The 17,182-nt window shown below is 51.9% G+C and carries 13 protein-coding genes; 5 read left to right on the forward strand and 8 right to left on the reverse strand.

From position 1 onward, the window contains the following. Nucleotides 1–138 precede the first annotated feature (138 nt). The gene (locus MVB78_RS07085) at nt 139–687 is read left to right on the forward strand and encodes an ATPase (RefSeq protein WP_297489762.1); all 549 of its coding nucleotides are present in this window, start codon (nt 139–141) and stop codon (nt 685–687) included. Between the two features lie 2 nt (nt 688–689). Here the strand turns inward: MVB78_RS07085 and MVB78_RS07090 are convergent, their stop codons facing one another. Next, nucleotides 690–1,847 carry an alanine--glyoxylate aminotransferase family protein gene (locus MVB78_RS07090; RefSeq protein WP_297489848.1) on the reverse strand — a complete coding sequence of 386 codons (1,158 nt, stop codon included), beginning with the start codon at nt 1,845–1,847 and terminating at the stop codon, nt 690–692. 166 nt (nt 1,848–2,013) lie between these two features. Here MVB78_RS07090 and MVB78_RS07095 point away from each other — a divergent pair, with 166 nt between their 5' ends. Continuing rightward, on the forward strand, nt 2,014–3,186 hold the full coding sequence (locus MVB78_RS07095; protein WP_297489764.1) for an MFS transporter: 1,173 nt from the start codon (nt 2,014–2,016) through the stop codon (nt 3,184–3,186). A gap of 54 nt (nt 3,187–3,240) precedes the next feature. After that, on the forward strand, nt 3,241–3,789 hold the full coding sequence (locus tag MVB78_RS07100; protein WP_297489766.1) for a 50S ribosomal protein L16: 549 nt from the start codon (nt 3,241–3,243) through the stop codon (nt 3,787–3,789). A 162-nt stretch (nt 3,790–3,951) separates the two neighbouring features. On the opposite strand, the gene MVB78_RS07105 is transcribed toward MVB78_RS07100, so the two are convergent. Continuing rightward, on the reverse strand, nt 3,952–5,520 hold the full coding sequence (locus MVB78_RS07105; protein WP_297489768.1) for a hypothetical protein: 1,569 nt from the start codon (nt 5,518–5,520) through the stop codon (nt 3,952–3,954). A gap of 105 nt (nt 5,521–5,625) precedes the next feature. Between MVB78_RS07105 and MVB78_RS07110 the strand changes: the two genes are divergently transcribed. Both MVB78_RS07110 and MVB78_RS07115 read left to right on the forward strand, forming a co-directional pair. Further along, nucleotides 5,626–9,534: a replication factor C small subunit gene (locus MVB78_RS07110; RefSeq protein WP_297489850.1), complete on the forward strand. Its 3,909-nt coding sequence runs from the start codon at nt 5,626–5,628 to the stop codon at nt 9,532–9,534. 5 nt (nt 9,535–9,539) lie between these two features. Further along, nucleotides 9,540–10,973, forward strand: a complete 1,434-nt coding sequence (locus MVB78_RS07115) for a replication factor C large subunit (protein ID WP_297489851.1) — start codon at nt 9,540–9,542, stop codon at nt 10,971–10,973. Between the two features lie 207 nt (nt 10,974–11,180). Here MVB78_RS07115 and MVB78_RS07120 read toward each other — a convergent pair whose 3' ends face one another. From MVB78_RS07120 to MVB78_RS07145, 6 genes are all read right to left on the reverse strand, one after another. After that, nucleotides 11,181–12,986: a hypothetical protein gene (locus MVB78_RS07120; protein WP_297489770.1), complete on the reverse strand. Its 1,806-nt coding sequence runs from the start codon at nt 12,984–12,986 to the stop codon at nt 11,181–11,183. Further along, entirely contained in the window at nt 12,983–14,206 is a 1,224-nt protein-coding gene (locus MVB78_RS07125) for a hypothetical protein (RefSeq protein ID WP_297489771.1), read from the reverse strand. Before MVB78_RS07125 ends, MVB78_RS07120 begins: the two co-directional genes overlap by 4 nt. 162 nt (nt 14,207–14,368) lie before the next feature. Beyond that, nucleotides 14,369–15,166: an ABC transporter ATP-binding protein gene (locus tag MVB78_RS07130; RefSeq protein ID WP_297489773.1), complete on the reverse strand. Its 798-nt coding sequence runs from the start codon at nt 15,164–15,166 to the stop codon at nt 14,369–14,371. Further along, on the reverse strand, nt 15,138–15,581 hold the full coding sequence (locus MVB78_RS07135) for a hypothetical protein (protein WP_297489776.1): 444 nt from the start codon (nt 15,579–15,581) through the stop codon (nt 15,138–15,140). The genes MVB78_RS07130 and MVB78_RS07135 overlap by 29 nt, the downstream gene beginning before the upstream one ends. Continuing rightward, entirely contained in the window at nt 15,568–16,365 is a 798-nt protein-coding gene (locus MVB78_RS07140; protein WP_297489778.1) for a hypothetical protein, read from the reverse strand. Before MVB78_RS07140 ends, MVB78_RS07135 begins: the two co-directional genes overlap by 14 nt. Further along, a complete protein-coding gene (locus MVB78_RS07145; protein WP_297489780.1) occupies nt 16,362–17,159 on the reverse strand; it encodes a hypothetical protein in 798 nt (265 codons plus the stop codon). The genes MVB78_RS07140 and MVB78_RS07145 overlap by 4 nt, the downstream gene beginning before the upstream one ends. Nucleotides 17,160–17,182 lie beyond the last annotated feature (23 nt).

Below are 17,182 nucleotides of genomic sequence, written 5' to 3' on the forward strand. Positions count from 1 at the left end.
CGTGCCTTCGGGCTGAACCGAAACCGGTAACAGAAGTAGGTGGATGAGTGCCCGTAAACCGAACCGCCCTTGGCGAGGGGTTAAACCGTTGGAACCCTCGCCTTTCAAGGCGGGGAGGAGGTCAGCCCCGACGACCTCGTGCGCTACGGCTCGGCCAGGCCCGAGCAACTCGAACTCCTGAGGGAGGAGATTCTTGATAGGAGGGACGTTCTCATAGTTGGAACGAGCAGGAGCGGAAAGACCAAACTCGTTGAGGCGCTCCTCCACTACGTCCCCGAGGACTGGAAGGTTGCGGTTGTAACGGCCTACGGGGAGTTCAAGCCCTTCAGGCCAAATATAGAGATAGTGGACACCAAGTTTGACCGCAGGTCTCTCAAAGCGAGAACCGAAGAGGTCATAGGGAAGCTGAAGAATATAAGCCCGGATTACATCGTCATAGACACACTGCACACCGTGGACGTCCCGAGGATTTTAGATGAGCTGATAGACGACTACGCCTTCATGGTCACCTCGTTGGCGATGAGCGATGACCTTAAAGCGGAGGTTATCCACTGGCTCAGGATAGACGAGGGAACCTTCGACCGCTTTGACGTGCTGGTGGAGCTCAGCAGGGACTGGAGAAAGGGGATAAAAAAGATAAACCAGATTTACAGGATAGAGAAAGGGGAGCTGAAGCCCCTGCTCTGATTTCACTTCTTTCTCAGCTTTTCTATGACCTCCCTCAGGTTGTCGAGCATCTCCCTTATATCCTCAAAGGTCACGTAGCCCATGTTGCCTATGCGGAAGGTCTTCTCGGCAACGCTTCCGTAGCCCTTAGCCAATTCAAAGCCCCTCTCGCGCATCGCGTTGTAAACGTCAACCCCCTTCATCCCCTCGGGAACGACGACCGCTGTTATAGTCGGGCTCTCGTAGCCCGGTTCAGCCAGAATTCCGAGGCCCATCTCCCTGACGCCTTCCCTGATCATCCCACTCCTCTTCCTGTACATGTCGAGCCAGGCCTTCTTTCCTCCCATCTTCTCGACAATTCTGAGGACGACGTTGAGCCCGAATATCTGTGGCAGAGGTGGCGTTGAGGGCGTTCCCTTCTTCTTCTCGTTGAACTCCTTGTATAGCGGCAGATCGAAGTACCAGCCCCTCTCTGGCATTTTCTCCGCTATCTCGAAAACGCGCTCGCTTACCGCGGCAACCGCTAATCCCGGAGGAACGCCAAAGGCCTTCTGGCTGCTCGCGAAGACCAGATCGATCCCCCACTCGTCGAACCTTATGTCCGCACCGCCCATCGCTGAAACGGCGTCAACGAAGAGCAGCTTGTCGTGCTCGTGAACCACTTTGGCAAGCTCGGGGAGCGGGTTTAAAACGCCGGTTGAAGTCTCGTTGTAAGTTATGGTAACCGCGTGAACGTCGGGGTTCTTCCTCAAAGCCTCGTCGAGCTCCTCGGGCTTTACCGCCTGGCCCGGCTCCTTTTCAAGGACAACCGCCTTTCTGCCGTTTGAATTGACGACGTCAGCGAAGCGCTTTCCAAAGGCACCTATAACCGTAACCAGAACCTTCTCGCCACGCGGAACCGTGTTCCTGACCGATGCCTCCATGAAGCCCGTTCCCGAACTGGGGAATAGAATTATCTCTCCTTTATCAGCCTCAAGGAACTTCTTGAGCCTCTCAAGCGTGTCAACGTGAACCGCTTTGGCCTCGGCCGAGCGGTGACTGAACATCTGGACGGACATTATAGCGAGAACCTCCGGGAAGCAGGCAACCGGACCGGCTGTGAAGAGCTTGTACTTCGGCTTCACCATCTCATAGACTTCCCTGTATGCATCCTCGTAATTCATATCAAACTCGAGGGTCAGACCCATGGGGATCACCACTCCCAATTGCCCGGCATCCATAAAAAGGGTTCGTTCGTCTTGGGCGAGTGGTTTCGATGGAAGTTCCGGCCTTCTGGCTGGCTCCCGAAGAACCTTCACGGAGATTAAGACTTTTAAAAAGTTGCCCCAACGTTAAGACGGTGGTCTAATGGAAAACAGAAGGCTCGCAGGGATAGCGCTCCTCGTGCTCTCAGCTTTCACTGGAACGATAGCCTTCCGTCTGGCAACTCCAGCTATAGCCTTCTACACTCGCGATGTTTTGAGGGCGAGCATGCTGGCGGTTTCTCTGGTTTCCATGTCCTTCGTTCTGGCGAGGGCCCTAACCTCCGTCTTGGGTGGTCTTGCCCTTGAGAGGAGAAAATGGCTGGTCTACTTGGGCGCGGTGGCTATGATGGGAAACGCCCTCGCGGTTCAGCTCTACCCTCTAACCTCAAGCTGGATTCAGGTTGCGGGAATAAAGCTCCTCAACGGCTTCCTCAACGGGCTGAGCTGGCCGATGGCCCAGTTCGTCGTGGCGGTAACAACGCCGAAGGAGATAAGGGCCCGGGTTACGGCCGTTTACTTCTTCTTCGGGAGCATCGCTTCGCTCCTCGGGAACTACGCCTATGCATACACGGTAAACCTCGGTTTAGCAGGCCAGATGTGGATATCCTCGGCCTTCTTCGTCCTGACGGGTCTGATAATGCTCCTGAGCTACTACCTCCTCTACAACAGGATAACGCCGAGGAGTGAGGGAAAGAGTGGAGTTATAAGCCTTGACCCGGGAAAGGTTCTGATCATAGCTTCCCTCATGGCCGTCATAGTGGCCTTCACATCGGGAGAGATAACCTACGTCTACGTTGCAGAAACCCTCGAGCTGAGCAGGGAGAGAACTGCTGTTTTACTGGGCTGGACCGGATTTACGGCCTCTCTGCTCAGCTATTTCTCCTCGTGGTTCGCTGACGTGAGGAGCGAGGCAAAGACGGTGAAGCTGACAGCATTCTTAGCTGGGATTTCACCGCTTTTGACATCGATAAAGACCGCCCCAACGGTCTTCCTTGGCGTCTTCCTCGCTCTCTTCGCCTTCCAGAGCTTCCGTCCGATTTCTAGGAAGGTCTTAGCGAGCTACCACCGCTCTTCCTTAGCTATAGGGGGAGTCAACGCGATTCAAAACCTCTCGACCTTCGTCGGCGGGATGATCTTCGGCTTAGCCTACTCCCTCGGCGAGGTTCACATCTGGTTGAGCCTCAATCTGGCCCTCCTTGCTTTCCTGCCCTTTTCAGTTGGGCTTTTCGTTGAGGGCATGAAGATTGGAAAAGATATCCCTCCAAAACTTTTATAAAAGCGGGGGCAAGCTAAGTTTAGGCTTAGCTTACGCTCATTTGGAGGTGAGAGTATGGGACTGAGGCCAGCAAAGATTGATAGGGACGTTGACAAGCCCGCTTACACGAGAAGGGAGTACATACGCGGTGCCCCTGGGCCGAAGATAACGATCTTCGACATGGGCAACCTCTCCGCCGAGTTCCAGTACGAGGTCAGCCTTCACGCCGAGCAGGCCATGCAGATAAGGCAGAACGCCCTTGAGGCTATTCGTATTCAGGTCAACAGGTACCTTCAGAAGAACGTCGGCAGGAGCAACTTCCACTTCAAGATCCGCGTCTTCCCATTCCAGGTGCTTAGGGAGAACCCGATGGCCACCGGAAGGAAGGCCGACCGTTACGGGAACGGTATGCGCAGGCCCTTCGGAAAGCCGATCGGCCTTGCTGCGAGGGTCAGAAAGGACCAGAAGATACTCAGCGTCTGGGTGAACGAAGGGCACCTCAAGTTCGCCCTTGGAGCGATGCACAGGGCCAAGATGAAGCTGCCCTACTCAGCCTACTACAGGATCTACGACAGGGAAGGAAACGACGTCACCACCAAAGTTCTCTCGACCATGAAGCGCTGAACAGGCCTTTGAGTTTTGAGCGTTCCCTTTTCCAACTTTGCCCCCGCCCCACAAGAGGGGGGAGTAGCTGCTTGGGCTCAAGCGTAAAATACATCGTTCTCTTGAAAAAGAGAAAGGAAGACATCGCGATATCTCCAGGCCCGGCAGGAGGAGCCCCGGGCTTTAGTTCACGGGGTACACTGGATGGTGGGGGTTTATCGGGAGCGTTGGGCCGTACTTCGGGATCTCGTAGATGTCAACGTACATCACCGGGATGACGTAGCTCTTCTTGTCCCTCAGGTAGAGGAAGAGGTCTTTCAGCTTGTAAGCGGTCACCTTGAACTTCTGATCCTTGTTCCAAGATTTATAGGCAACATTCATCTCAAGAAATGATGTGTCGTCAGAGGACATGCCTATCGAGAACCCCGCTACTGGCATCAGCCCGAGGTCGTCCACCGAAACCCCCATGGAGAACAGGGGGGTGTAGTGGGACTCGCTCCTGAGTTGCCAGGTATCCACGTGGAATTGCCCGGTGAACGTGTAGTTCCTGTACGTTTCAAAGGTGTTCTCGATGTCCCTGACCTTCTCCACGAGCCTGGAGCCGTTGTCCCCGCCAAAGATCCCGTCCCACGCCTTTATCCTCGCCCCCTCCGGGGTCTTCTCAAGGACTGGAACCGCTATCGTGAAGAAGGCCCTCGTCTTGGTCGGCTCAACCAGCCTCGTCCCGGTCTCGTCCTGGGCGTCCTCGTAGAGCCTGAAGCGCACGACGGCGTAGTGGCCGACGATCCCGGACATCACGTAGCTGTCTTCATCATCCGGCAGGTCTCTTCCAAAGAAATGAGTGTAGTGTTCCAGCCATTTCCCCTGTTTCTTGAGGGTGAAAACCGGGCCAGCAGATACGGGGATTACTGAGCCCCCATAGTTCTCAGCGCCGAGCGATGAGAAGGATATTGAAACCCCGGATGAGCTCTCGGTCGCCATGAACATCCTAAGGAGCCCTGAATCCCTGATGTCGGTTTTCCCCCAGATGTGGGCTATGACCAGGGGGATTGTGGTGTTGATGCCGTAGGACAGGGTTTTGCCGTCGGGGGCCCAGTAAAAACAAATACTTCCGTAGCAGCCGTCGTCAATGCGATTTGGGATCACCGAATCCAAGAGGATCTCGTCATTCCTATCTATCACCCAGTTATCCGAATCATTCCATATCGACTCAACCCCCATGGTTCTGTTCTCTATGGGCTTCAGGGAGGACTGGGACAGCCTGAGCATCGGTGCAGAGACCGAGACCTTCACCGCGTAGCCCTCCAGCACCTTATCCACGCGTATCGGAACCGCGAACGCCGTTGAATAGGTGCCGTTATCCTTCCTAACAACCCCGAGGAAGAGCATCCCCGGGTTTACGCTCCCGGGATCCAGTCCGAGGTGCCTCAGGTGCTCCTCCCATATCCTCGCGTAGAGGAAAACGGCCTTCATGCTCACGTGAAAGCTCCCGTCCCCATGGTAGTAGCCGAGGAAAACGGGGCTCCCATTGGGCAGCATCCCGACTGCCGTGAAGGTTCCCGTGCCTGACCCGAAGTGAACGGCAAAGCGATCCCCCTTGTTAACCAGGAACCTTGAAAACACTGACTTACTGTACTTAACCTGGACTCCCTGAAAGTTGTCCGCCGCCACTTTTAGCGAAAACTGATTCACCGCCATGCCAAATAAAAACAAGATCAAAACTCCCACTATTATCCATTTATGTATTCTCATTGGTTATCACCACCACATAGAAAAAAAAGGATTTAAAAATGTTGCGTTGCAAACATGGCACAAAAAGATTAAGAGGTGTAGGACATAGGAGACTGGGGGATGAACATGTCGGCTGAAGTCCAGGAGGTTAAGATCCTCGAAAAGCCCTGGGTTGAGAAGTACAGGCCGGAGAGGCTCGACGAGATAGTCGGTCAGGGTCACATAGTTAAGAGGCTCAAGCACTACGTCAAAACGGGCTCGATGCCCCACCTTCTCTTTGCCGGGCCTCCGGGCGTCGGGAAGTGCCTCACTGGGGATGCGAAGGTCGTAGTCAATGGAGAGTTAACCACAATAGGGGAACTCGTTGAAAATCTGAGCAATGGAAAGTTCGGCCCAACACCGGTTAACGGCCTCAGGGTTCTTGGAGTTGACGAGGACGGCAAACTGAGAGAGTTGCCGGTGGAGTACGTTTACAAGGACAAAACCAGCGAGCTTGTTAGAATAAGGACGAGGTTGGGAAGGGAGCTTAAAGTTACCACTTATCATCCCCTCCTCGTAAACAGGAAGGATGGAAGAATAGAGTGGGTAAAGGCTGAGGAACTTAGGCCCGGGGACAGGCTTGCAGTCCCGCGTTTTCTCCCCGCGGTTCTCGATGAAGACCCCCTCGCTGAATGGCTCGGCTACTTCATAGGCGACGGACATGCAGATTCCAACACCAACGCGATAACATTCACAAACACCGACGAAAGGCTGAGAAAGCGCTTTATGGAGCTCACAGAGAAGCTCTTTCCAGACGCGAGGATCAAGGAGAGACTTCACGAAAACCGTGCTCCTGATGTTTACGTGAACTCAAAGATAGCGAAGGAGCTCGTTAAGGCCCTTGGCCTCGCGGGCAGAAAGGCCGACAGGGTTTACATACCCACTCAGGGATGGAAAGGACTTCGCTCCTTCCTGAGGGCCTACTTCGACTGCGATGCCGGCGTGGAGAGCAACGGCATCGTCCTCTCAACCGCGAGCAGGGATATGGCGGAGCAGGTCTCCTACGCTCTGGCTGGACTTGGAGTGGTTGCCAAAATCAGGGACAAAACCATCAGGGGGCGCACCTACTACTACGTTGTGATCTCCGGCTCAGGGAACATCTCACGCTTCCTCTCCGAGGTTGGCTTCTCCATGGAGGAGAAGAGGAGAAAGGCGGAGGCTCTGGTAAAAAGGCCGAACCCCAACCTCGGCTCCCTCTACGCCGACAGGGAGCTTATCTCCTACGTCAGGGACAGGCTCAAGCTCAAATTCTACGACGACAAAGTCAGATGGAGCCCAGAAAAGGCAAGGAAAATAGCCTGGGAGCTGATGAAGGAAATCTACTACCGCCTCGACGAGCTGGAAGGGCTTGAGAAGACCCTGTCGAAGAGCATTCTTATTGACTGGAATGAAGTGGCCGAGAGGAGGAAGGAAGTAGCTGATAAGACTGGAATACGGACTGACAGACTCCTTGAGTACATCAGGGGCAAGAGGAGGCCCAGTCTGAAAAACTACCTCAAGATTGCAGATGCCCTCGGAATCGGGCTTGAGGAAACGATAAAAGCAATGCGGACCTTTGCGAAGAGGTATTCAAGCTACGCGGAGGTTGGACGGCTTATCGGGACTTGGAACTCAAGCGTAAGGGTAGTCCTTGAGAGCAACACAGAAAAGATAGAGACCCTTGAGGAGATCAGGAAGGCCGAGCTGAAGCTCTTGAGGGAAATCCTGAACGACAAAAAGCTTAAGCGGGGAGTAGCGTACCTCATCTTTCTCGCCCAGAACGAGCTCCTCTGGGATGAGATAGTTACGGTCGAGAAGCTCAAAGGCGACTTCGTCATCTACGACCTCCACGTGCCGGGCTACCACAACTTCGTAGGCGGCAACCTTCCGACGGTTCTCCACAACACAACGGCGGCTTTAGCCCTTGCGAGGGAGCTGTTCGGCGAAAACTGGAGGCACAACTTTCTGGAATTGAACGCCTCCGTTTCAAAAGACACACCAATTCTTGTGAGGATCAACGGAAAAACCATCAGAACGACCTTCGCCGAGCTCGATAGGCTCTACTTCGACGAGAGAGACGGCGACGTCGCCTACAGAGACGCCCCGAACCTTGAGGTTCTCACGGTTGACGAGAACTACCGCGTGAGGTGGGCGAGGGTAAGCAAGATAATCCGCCACCGCGTCCCGGTTATACTGCGCGTTCACCTTGAGGACGGAGGAAAGCTCGAACTGACGGGCAACCACTCCGTTATGGTCCTCACCGAAAACGGTCTCGAAACTGTGAAGGCGAGCGAACTCAAAGAGGGTTCGATACTCCTGAGCTTCACGGCCAACTTCCGGGGCTTCCTCGATGTCCTCGACGTGAGCGACTATCGGGTTAAGGAAAGCACGAGGACGAGAACCTTTGAGAAGCTTCCGGTTGGCGAGGAGCTCTCATACATGCTCGGACTTTACGCGGCGGAAGGAGCTGTTGGCTTCAGGGGCAACACCTCGGGACAGGTAATCTACACGCTCGGGAGCCACGAGGGTGAACTCATAGACCGCGTTAGGGAGTTCGCCGATGGGTTAGGGTTGAGCGTTTACGAGAACTATACCTCTTCAGGCTTCAACCGCTCAAGGAAGAGCGCCTACCAAGTTAGGCTACTCAACACCCAGCTGGCTAAGTTCTTCGATGAGAACTTCTACGACGGTAACGGAAGGAAGGCTGGAAACAAGAGGATTCCCGGATTCGTCTTTGAGTTCCCAATCCAGGAGAGAATAGCCTTCCTTAAGGGCCTAGCCGACGGCGACGGAACCGGTGAATGGGGCGGAGTCATCAGGGTTTCATCGGTCTCGAAGGACTTGCTAATTGACACCGTCTGGCTGGCGAGAATTTCCGGAATCGAGGCGAGCCTCTTTGATAGGGAGGCGAGGCTGATCTGGAAGGGAGGAATGAAGTGGAGCAAGGCGGAGCTCCTCCCTGCTGACCCTGTAGTCAAGATGCTCAAGGCAATTGAGCACTCCATAGAGGGCAACTGGCGCTACGAGCTGAGGCACCAGCTCTATGAGGACAAGAAGCGCGTGAGGAAGGAGACGCTGAAGAAGGTTATCGGAATGATAAACGAGGAGAAGCTCGACGAAAGGGGCAGGAAAACCCTCAAAACGCTCAGAAAGCTCGCCAGTACAGATCTCCACGCCCTAATTGTCAGGAAAGTTGAGCTCGTCGAATACAACGACTTCGTCTACGACGTCAGCGTCCCCGAAAACGAGATGTTCTTCTCGGGAGAGATACCGGTATTGCTCCACAACTCCGACGAGCGCGGCATAAACGTCATCCGTGAGAAGGTGAAGGAGTTCGCAAGGACGAAGCCGATAGGAGGGACCAGCTTTAAGATAATCTTCCTCGATGAGGCCGACGCACTAACCCAGGACGCCCAGCAGGCCCTCAGGAGAACCATGGAGATGTTCTCGAACAACGTAAGGTTTATTCTTTCTGCGAACTACAGCAGCCGCATTCTTGAACCGATACAGAGTAGGTGCGCCATCTTCCGCTTCAGACCGCTCGATGATGAGGCCATAGAGGAGCGCATAAAGTACATCGCGGAGAACGAGGGGCTTGAACTAACCGAGGAGGGCATTCAGGCGATTCTATACGTTGCCGAAGGTGATATGAGGCGCGCGATAAACGTCCTTCAAGCTGCTGCCGCCCTCGACACAAGGATAACCGACGAGAACGTCTTCCTCGTTGCGAGCAGGGCAAGACCAGAGGACGTCCGCGAGATAATGCAATTGGCCCTGAAGGGCAACTTCCTCAAGGCGAGGGACAAGCTGAGGGAGATTCTCCTCAAACAGGGCCTCAGCGGTGAAGACGTGCTCATCCAGATGCACAGGGAGGTCTTCAACCTCCCGATTCCAGAAGATAAAAAGGTGGCTTTAGCGGACAGGATAGGCGAGTACAACTTCCGCCTCGTTGAAGGGGCCAACGAGATGATACAGCTCGAGGCGCTCCTCGCCCAGTTCACAATAATGGGCAAGTGATGACCATGAGCGAAGTCCCGTGGGTCGAGAAGTACAGGCCGAGAAGACTGAGCGAGATTATCAACCAGACCAAGGCCATCGAGCAGGTCAGGGCATGGGTTGAGGCTTGGCTCCACGGCAACCCGCCGAAGAAGAAGGCCTTAATCTTAGCGGGTCCGCCGGGAACGGGAAAGACGACCACTGTTTACGCTCTGGCGAGAGAGTACGGCTTCGAGGTAATCGAGCTGAATGCGAGCGACGAGAGAACCTATGAGAAGGTGGAGCGCTACGTTCAGGCTGCATACACGATGGACATCCTCGGAAAGAGGAGGAAGCTCATATTCCTCGACGAGGCCGACAACATGGAGCCAACGGGGGCGAAGGAGATAGCCAAACTCGTGGACAGGGCCAGGAACCCGATAATAATGAGCGCCAACCACTACTGGGAGATACCGAGGGAGATACGGAACAGGGCCCAGATAGTCCAGTACAAGAGGCTCAGCCAGAGGGACATAATCAAGGCCCTTGTGAGGATCCTCCACATGGAGGGAGTAACGATCCCCAAGGAGCTGCTCTACGAGATAGCGAAGCACGCCAACGGCGATTTAAGAGCGGCTGTGAACGACCTGCAGACGGTCGTGACCGGTGGAGTTGAGGACGCGGACAGAGTTCTCGCGTACAGGGACACGGAGAAGAGCGTTTTCCAGGCTTTGGCACAGGTCTTCGCAACCGACAACGCCAAGAGGGCAAAGATCGCGGTTTTGGGGGTGGACATGTTCCCGCACGAACTCCTCCAGTGGATAGAGGAGAACGTCCCCTACGTCTACTACAGGCCGGAGGACATAGCGAGGGCCTACGAAGCCCTCAGCAGGGCGGACATATTCCTCGGCAGGGCCCAGAGAACCGGGAACTACTCCCTCTGGAAGTACGCCACCGATCTGATGACTGCCGGAGTTGCCGTTGCCGGAGTCAAGAAGAAGGGCTTCGTGAAGATCTACCCGCCGAAGACGATCAAGTTGCTCACCGAGAGCAAGACCGAGAGAACCCTCAGGGATTCCGTGCTCAAGAAGATAATGGCAGAGATGCACATGGCCAAGCTTGAGGCCCTGGAGACCCTCAACTACCTGAGGGCAATATTCGAGAACAACCCGGAAATGGCAGCACACTTCGTCGTCTACCTCGATCTCGACCTGAAGGAGGTCGAGTTCATAGCCGGGGATCCTGAGAGGGCCAGGAGGATCTGGGCCAGGAGCATGAACATAGAGAAGAGGATGAGAAGAGAAACCGAGCTCGAAGCCAGGGCAAGGGAAGCTGCCAGAAAAGCAGGAGAAGAAGCCGGAGAAGAGCTAAGCGGTGAGGAGCTTGAGGAAGCCGAGAAAGAGATCGAGGCCGTTGGCAAGAAAAAAGAGGAAAAGAGGAAAGGCAAGCAGGCCACGCTGTTCGACTTTTTGAAGAAGTGAAGGCATGTTTTGATTTTTGTATTCTTTGCAATACAAATTTTTGCCATTTTTGTATTTTGCGGAATATAAGTCGCTAAGATCTCTGGCTTGAAAACAGAGCATCATCACTGGCTGGGGGTCCTGCGAGGAGAGGAGGAAAGAATAGGGGCTAAAGTGCCTTCCGCTTTGGCGGTTCCTGTTTGGTCGAGTCTTTAACACCAGCACTGTCTAAGGTTCACCCTCGGTTAACTCCGCTAAAACTCTCGAAAGCGACTCAATGAACTTGCCTAGCGGTACCAACTCCCCGGTTGAAAGATTAAACGTGTAATACTCGACATTAAGGTTTGAGTAGAGCTTTCCTTTTTTAATGCCTGCAATCTGATGTTTAAATTCATGCAGATGCAACAATACTGTAATTGGCTCGACGACTATGCGAACTTTTGCTCCAGGTTTGGCCCTTGCGTATTCATCCAGTTTGTTGGTTATCTTCCTAAAGCTCTCTCCAAATAGTGTTTCGAATTCAAAATAGGCCTCTTTTGGCTTGTACAAAACGTCTGGCCTTGGATAACTCTCAGGCTCGGTCTCTATTATTGTCCTAACCTTATCCCATTCAACATCCTGTAAACGGGAAGGTAGTTTCCCTTCTCTCTGGAGCCGTTTAATAAGCGTGTGAATTATGAAATATTTTGCCAAGACATGCTCAGTACTTTCATCATCTGAAGCTCTGACAGGGAAGAATGGTTCATATTTGTGCATAATCCGTTTTAGAGCTTTCAAGTACTGTTTCTCGGCTGTATTCACAATCCATGAGACTTTTGAACCCGGCATCAGGTCAGGGAGGGACACGAAACCGTAAACATGCTCTATAATTCTTAGTTTTTCCTCAAACGGCAGCTCTCTGGCAAGTATTTTGAAGATCTCGGGCTTTAATCCCAGTTTGTTCCAGTTCAGCTCTTGGACAAGCTCATTGATTGCGTAGAAAGTATCATCGTCTTTGGTGTGGAATACGACTGTTCCATCCCCCTTCGAGAAAATTGCCCATAACCTGTCCGCTATGTCCCTCTTTGTTAGTTTGTCAAGAATTTCCCTATTGGCGACTTCAATGAATATGATACCGCCCTCGTCAAGCCACTTTTCAATTTCTTCTTTGTTCCAATCTTCATCACTGAGAGTCAGCTTTTTGACCTTTCCTGTTTTTCCCTTTTCTCTCTGGAGCCTCAAAAGGAGCTTTTCAAAGAGGTGGATATAACCCTCGTCTCTAACGTCTTTGAAAAGTATGATTGCGGCGTTAGGTTCTCTTAGTTCTTGACTGCTAACACCGAAGAGAGCTTTTATGAAGTCCTCTGTCTCTGTTTCAATAATCCAGTTGCTACTGCCTGTTTCAGACAAACTTACGGCTTCAGTTTCTTGGGTAGTTTCAAGGGGTCTAGTCTCGTGTTTCGGAACTGAAATTGGCTGAATGACCCTTTGAGTTTTCTTCGCTTGGATTATTGGAAGCTGTGAAATGTCGCTTAAAGGCGGATTAGGACTAATGTCTACCACTAAATCAAGGGTTTTGTCTTGAAAGACAAAAACTGGGGCGTGGAGCCTTATCCGGGGGATTTTTATAAACCTCCTGGCTTTCTTTGTCATTGTAACATTGCTGTCCACAGATATCCTTTGAAATTCCAAAATAGGAGCGTTTATTTTGATGGTTGGTACCTGTACCCTCTGCTTCTTCTTTTGGATAGAATACTCGGTATCCATTTTGATCAGGTCATACTCGATTGTTGGGGTGGAAATCAGCACTTTTGGGATGGTAACTTTGTAAGGCTCATTTACTTGTACTGCCAATTTTGAGATGTGGTCAATACCTTCAGATGGTTCTTGTGGGACTTTGCCCTCCTTTGGAGTGTGGCTCCTAAGCTTTTCTGTCTTGGGTTCTTGTGTGGCATGTGTGGAGTGATGGGAAGCCCTCTCCTCTCGTCTTGCCCTTCCCTTTCGTTCTCTGTGGTATTTTGATTTTCTTTTAGTTTCATCTCTTTGCTCATTCATCCCAACCACCAGACGGCGTTCATTGGGATGTTCCCGTAGTATTTGAGGTGCTCTTTGTGTTTTGGATGTCTTGAAATCTCTCCATATCCTGTGAACAGGTACGGCCCAAGCTGATCAAGGAACTCGATAAAGGAAAGCTTGGGTTTCGAATGTTCTCGTTTAAGTACATCCCTTGCAGCACTAGTTGCACTGACGCTGGATATCAACGTTTCATTTGGCCAATCCGTTATCCACAGTCCCTCGATTTTCAGGTCATAGCTATCCTTTGGGTAAAACCGCTCATTCCCAATATGTATCTCCCTTGGGTCTCCTAGAGCATCTTTCACGAGTCTTATATGGCCTTTTGCTAAGTCCTCGGGGTTCTTGGTTATGTATCTGAGTGCATCTTCGATAGGCTTGTTTATTTCGGTCTCCACTTCAAAGTTGAAGCGTCCCCAGAGTCCAATTTGCATTGAGTAAATGCTCTCTGCAATTTCACCTCTTGAATGGCTCCAGATTGTGTAATCTCTCTGGACGTCTTCTTTTCCGGTTTCGGGAATAAATATCTCTTCTAATCCCAAGAATTCCTTTATCTCGTCTAGATTCTCCTCCAGTTTGTGATAACCCTCTCTTAGTGCTTTCCAGTGTGTTCCTCTAGTGCTGACAATAAAGAATGTGTAGTAGTTGTGATTTGCACTAAACGAAATACTGAATCTGTAAAATTCCTTAAGGACATCCAGTATCTTCTCCGGCTGTTTGATTATTTCACCAGAAGAAGGGATTGAGATTTCGGAAGGGCCAATATCTGCAAGTTCGAGCACATTGCCACTTAGCCGATTTAGACCGCTTATCAGGCGAAGAAAAACAGAGCTCTCTTTTTCCTCTGCTTTAACAACGACTTCACTCAACCCCTCTTCTCCCAAGCTTGAGACAGCACTTGAGAATTCACGGGGATCCACATAAAGTCCGTAGATAAGTCGGGTAAGTTTTGCAAGGCTGTACTTCGAGTAGTCCCCGTCCTTAATCCCGCCTGCGAGAAACGGCAGTAGTTCTCTTCTTGAATTTGTGATTACACCAAAGGAATTACCGGTGTACGGGGCAAGTTCGTCCCTAACTTCAAGGAGCGTAGTGGTTATTGAGTATAACGGTGCAATGTTTTGTTGAATGTATTGTTTCCATGCTTTGACATCCCAGTACCGGAACCCAGAAATGCTCTCATAATAGCCACACATTTCTGTCACCAATTCCTATTCCTCTCTTTGATATTTAGCTTTTTTGAGGTTCATCAGAAATTGTGGATCAGAAATCCTCACGTCCGCGCAGACATTGAGGGCTCTCGCTGTAAGCTTACAGACTGCCCTCTTAACCACGAAAGAGCGCTGATAAAAGCCACAAAACAGCCGCTACTGGAGCCTACGTTCCTTGCCTCTCAGCGTCTCGTATATCACGTCTTCCGGGGTTATCGGTTCAATACGGGCAAGCTCCTTTCCTTCCCTGATCCACTTCATGAGCTCCCCAACATCATCTTCCACCACCGATCCGTCTTGGAAGACGGCCCTAAAGCCCCCTACAGTCTTAGCCTTATCCCCCACTCTGTTCACCACAACCCTTCCGTTGTGGAGCAAGACCAATGAATCCAAGTTCCTCAATCCTGAGATTATGTGGGAAACTATGACGATGCTGACCTCCCCTTTTATTTCCTGGAACGTCCTGCTGAGCTCCACCTTTGAGATCACATCCAAGTTGCTGAACGGTTCATCCAAGAAAACAACATCAGGCTTTCCCACGAAGGCGGCTGCTACCAAAAACCTCCGTTTGTATCCCTGAGATAGCTCTTTAAACCTTGCCCCTTGGTATTCTCTGAGCCCAAACATGTCGACAACATCATCAACGTTATCCAAGCCACGATATTCCGCAACGGCCTCCAGGTAGTCCCTGACTTTAACCCTGGGGAGCATGATAGTCTTCTCAAACGAAAATCCAACTTTATGAGGCGGGTACTCCTTGTACTTCATGCCCCTGAGGACAATGCTTCCATCATCCGGCTCGATGATCTTGGAGAGTATCTTCAAAAACGTCGTCTTCCCACTTCCATTGGGGCCCAAGATTAGGGACAGCCCGTCCGCAAGGGAGAATGAGACGTTCTGCAGTGCTTTTACATTGCCGTATGACTTACTCAAATTTGAGCATTCCAACAGCAAAGCCAACCACCCCCGAAAGAACTATGGCAACCAGTGGAAGGGCATAGGTGGGTGCCCCCTCATGTTGGAACTCGACGCAAACATCAGAGCTCTGGTTGAGAATTATAACTCTGACAACCCTGCTTCCCTTAATGCTGACCTTCACTGGATTCTTATAGAGCTTTGAAGCCGTCTGAATGTAAAGTTCCGCGTTGCCCCTCATATCAACTGAATACTCTCCAGTTAGGGGGAGTACAATCTCCTTGTTGGCCGCTTGAACCATGTTGAACCCTTTCCCAGTCTCTGGGAACTGGAACAGAACTTCCACCCTAACTGGAGAGGACGAAGCGTGGAGATACAGTCCCCATGCTGTTCCAACGGAGAGCAGTGAAGCAACCACAAATAAGACTAAGAAGACCCTCCTAATAGAAATCACCCCCCTCAAAGGCCTTAACTGCCAGTACACTGAGGACGGTGTATAAGACGAACCCCGAGTACAGGTAGTCGCCAGGGTGACCAAAGCGAGAAGAACTCCAAAGTATAAACGTAAGATCCTTAAAAGGAAGCAACAGGCGGGCAAAATTCCCGCCCGCAAGGATGCCCACGAAGACCGTAAAAACTCCTAAAACCGGAACCACCAGATCCCGGGACAGGGCCGCCAGGAGGAGAGTTAAAAACGCGGAGGAGAGTATAGAGAGGAATGACGTTCCGAGGAGGACCAAAAAGAACCTGGCATCAGGTGATATCCCGAACCCGGGCGGCAAGTAGTACAGAAAAACAGCGGTGAGAGATGAGAGCAAAGTGGCGCAGAGGACTAAAAAGAGGGTTCTCACGGCAAGCACTCTTCCCTTACTTCCCAGTGCGGCGATGTCGTGTATCACGGTTCCCCTCGCTATAGGAACCCCAAAGACGAAGGCCCCGAGAAGACCACCGAGAATGAAATCAAACACCACAGCTGCTGAAACCGCATTGAAAAACGCCTTCCATTGTGCAAGGCCAAAAGATACGAAGATGCTGGTGTCACTGGTGAGGTTGGCGAGCACCTGAGCCTGAAGATTGTAGTTTGGGGGAACGGGGAAGACGGAGGATCCTGTGACAACGGTCGCACTGGAGAGTCTGCTCCATACGATGTAGACCAGGATTGCCGGGGCGGAGACCAATATGGAGATGAACTGGGGCATTGACCTGAGTTCAACCCCAATGAACTTTACCGATCTCAACCCCTCCACCTCCAGAGGAGCAGGCCTAAAAGGACGGCAGCAGCGAGCCCGGCCAGGTAAAGCTTGAGTGGACTATTTCCGGGGATGTCCTTCACAGATCTGAGAAAGCTCTTAGCCTGCGGTGAGTCTACCACGTCAAAGTTTATCAGCACGGGATGATCTTCTGCAATGCCAAATGGATCCGAGCTGTAATAAACCTCACCGGTAACAGGGTAGGGGCCTTTAAAAACGATGTCCGTGGTGAAGTTCCGGGGCCCTGCCCCTACACACTTAGGGCTCTGGTTCAGGAACTTCCCATTGGCCTGCGGTATCGAAAACGCCGTGCACTTCTCGATAATCCTCGGATGCCCCTCAAGATCCACGCCCCACCCTATACGGTTCCCTTCGCTGCTGTTGTGGAGGTATATCTCGGTCCTCGAGGGTTTAAGCTCGTTGCCGAGGTTGTAGAAAGTTCGGGAAAGAGTATATCCCACCCAGTAAAAGGCGAAGAAAGCGGGCTTCCCATCGAGGATGAAGGTGTTGGTGTCCTTCTTAACCACAAACGAGACCCTCTTTGTCCTCGGGCAGGAAAGGTTGAGGTTCACACACCTTGTGATTTTAAGCCACAGAACGACGGTGTAAACCGAACCGTTGTCCTCATAGGTCAGGTTCGTCAGGGTGAAGGTATACCCTGCGTTGATCTTTCCAAGCACTACAACGTCTCCCCTCCATGCTAATGGTGCCCCTGCAACCGCCGCATGAGACTGCACCAGCAGGAGTACAATGAGAAGTGAAAGGGCAGCGGAACGTCTCATTTTACTCACCTCATGGGAATTCT

This window comes from Thermococcus sp. (assembly GCF_026991495.1).
Taxonomy (GTDB): Archaea; Methanobacteriota_B; Thermococci; order Thermococcales; family Thermococcaceae; genus Thermococcus.

What these genes read in the sequence shown, in the direction of transcription:
- MVB78_RS07095 (WP_297489764.1), top strand. Translation starts at nt 2,014, where the DNA reads ATGGAAAACAGAAGGCTCGCAGGGATAGCGCTCCTCGTGCTCTCAGCT.
- MVB78_RS07120 (WP_297489770.1), bottom strand. Translation starts at nt 12,986, where the DNA reads ATGAATGAGCAAAGAGATGAAACTAAAAGAAAATCAAAATACCACAGA.
- MVB78_RS07100 (WP_297489766.1), top strand. Translation starts at nt 3,241, where the DNA reads ATGGGACTGAGGCCAGCAAAGATTGATAGGGACGTTGACAAGCCCGCT.
- MVB78_RS07115 (WP_297489851.1), top strand. Translation starts at nt 9,540, where the DNA reads ATGAGCGAAGTCCCGTGGGTCGAGAAGTACAGGCCGAGAAGACTGAGC.
- MVB78_RS07110 (WP_297489850.1), top strand. Translation starts at nt 5,626, where the DNA reads ATGTCGGCTGAAGTCCAGGAGGTTAAGATCCTCGAAAAGCCCTGGGTT.
- MVB78_RS07145 (WP_297489780.1), bottom strand. Translation starts at nt 17,159, where the DNA reads ATGAGACGTTCCGCTGCCCTTTCACTTCTCATTGTACTCCTGCTGGTG.
- MVB78_RS07105 (WP_297489768.1), bottom strand. Translation starts at nt 5,520, where the DNA reads ATGAGAATACATAAATGGATAATAGTGGGAGTTTTGATCTTGTTTTTA.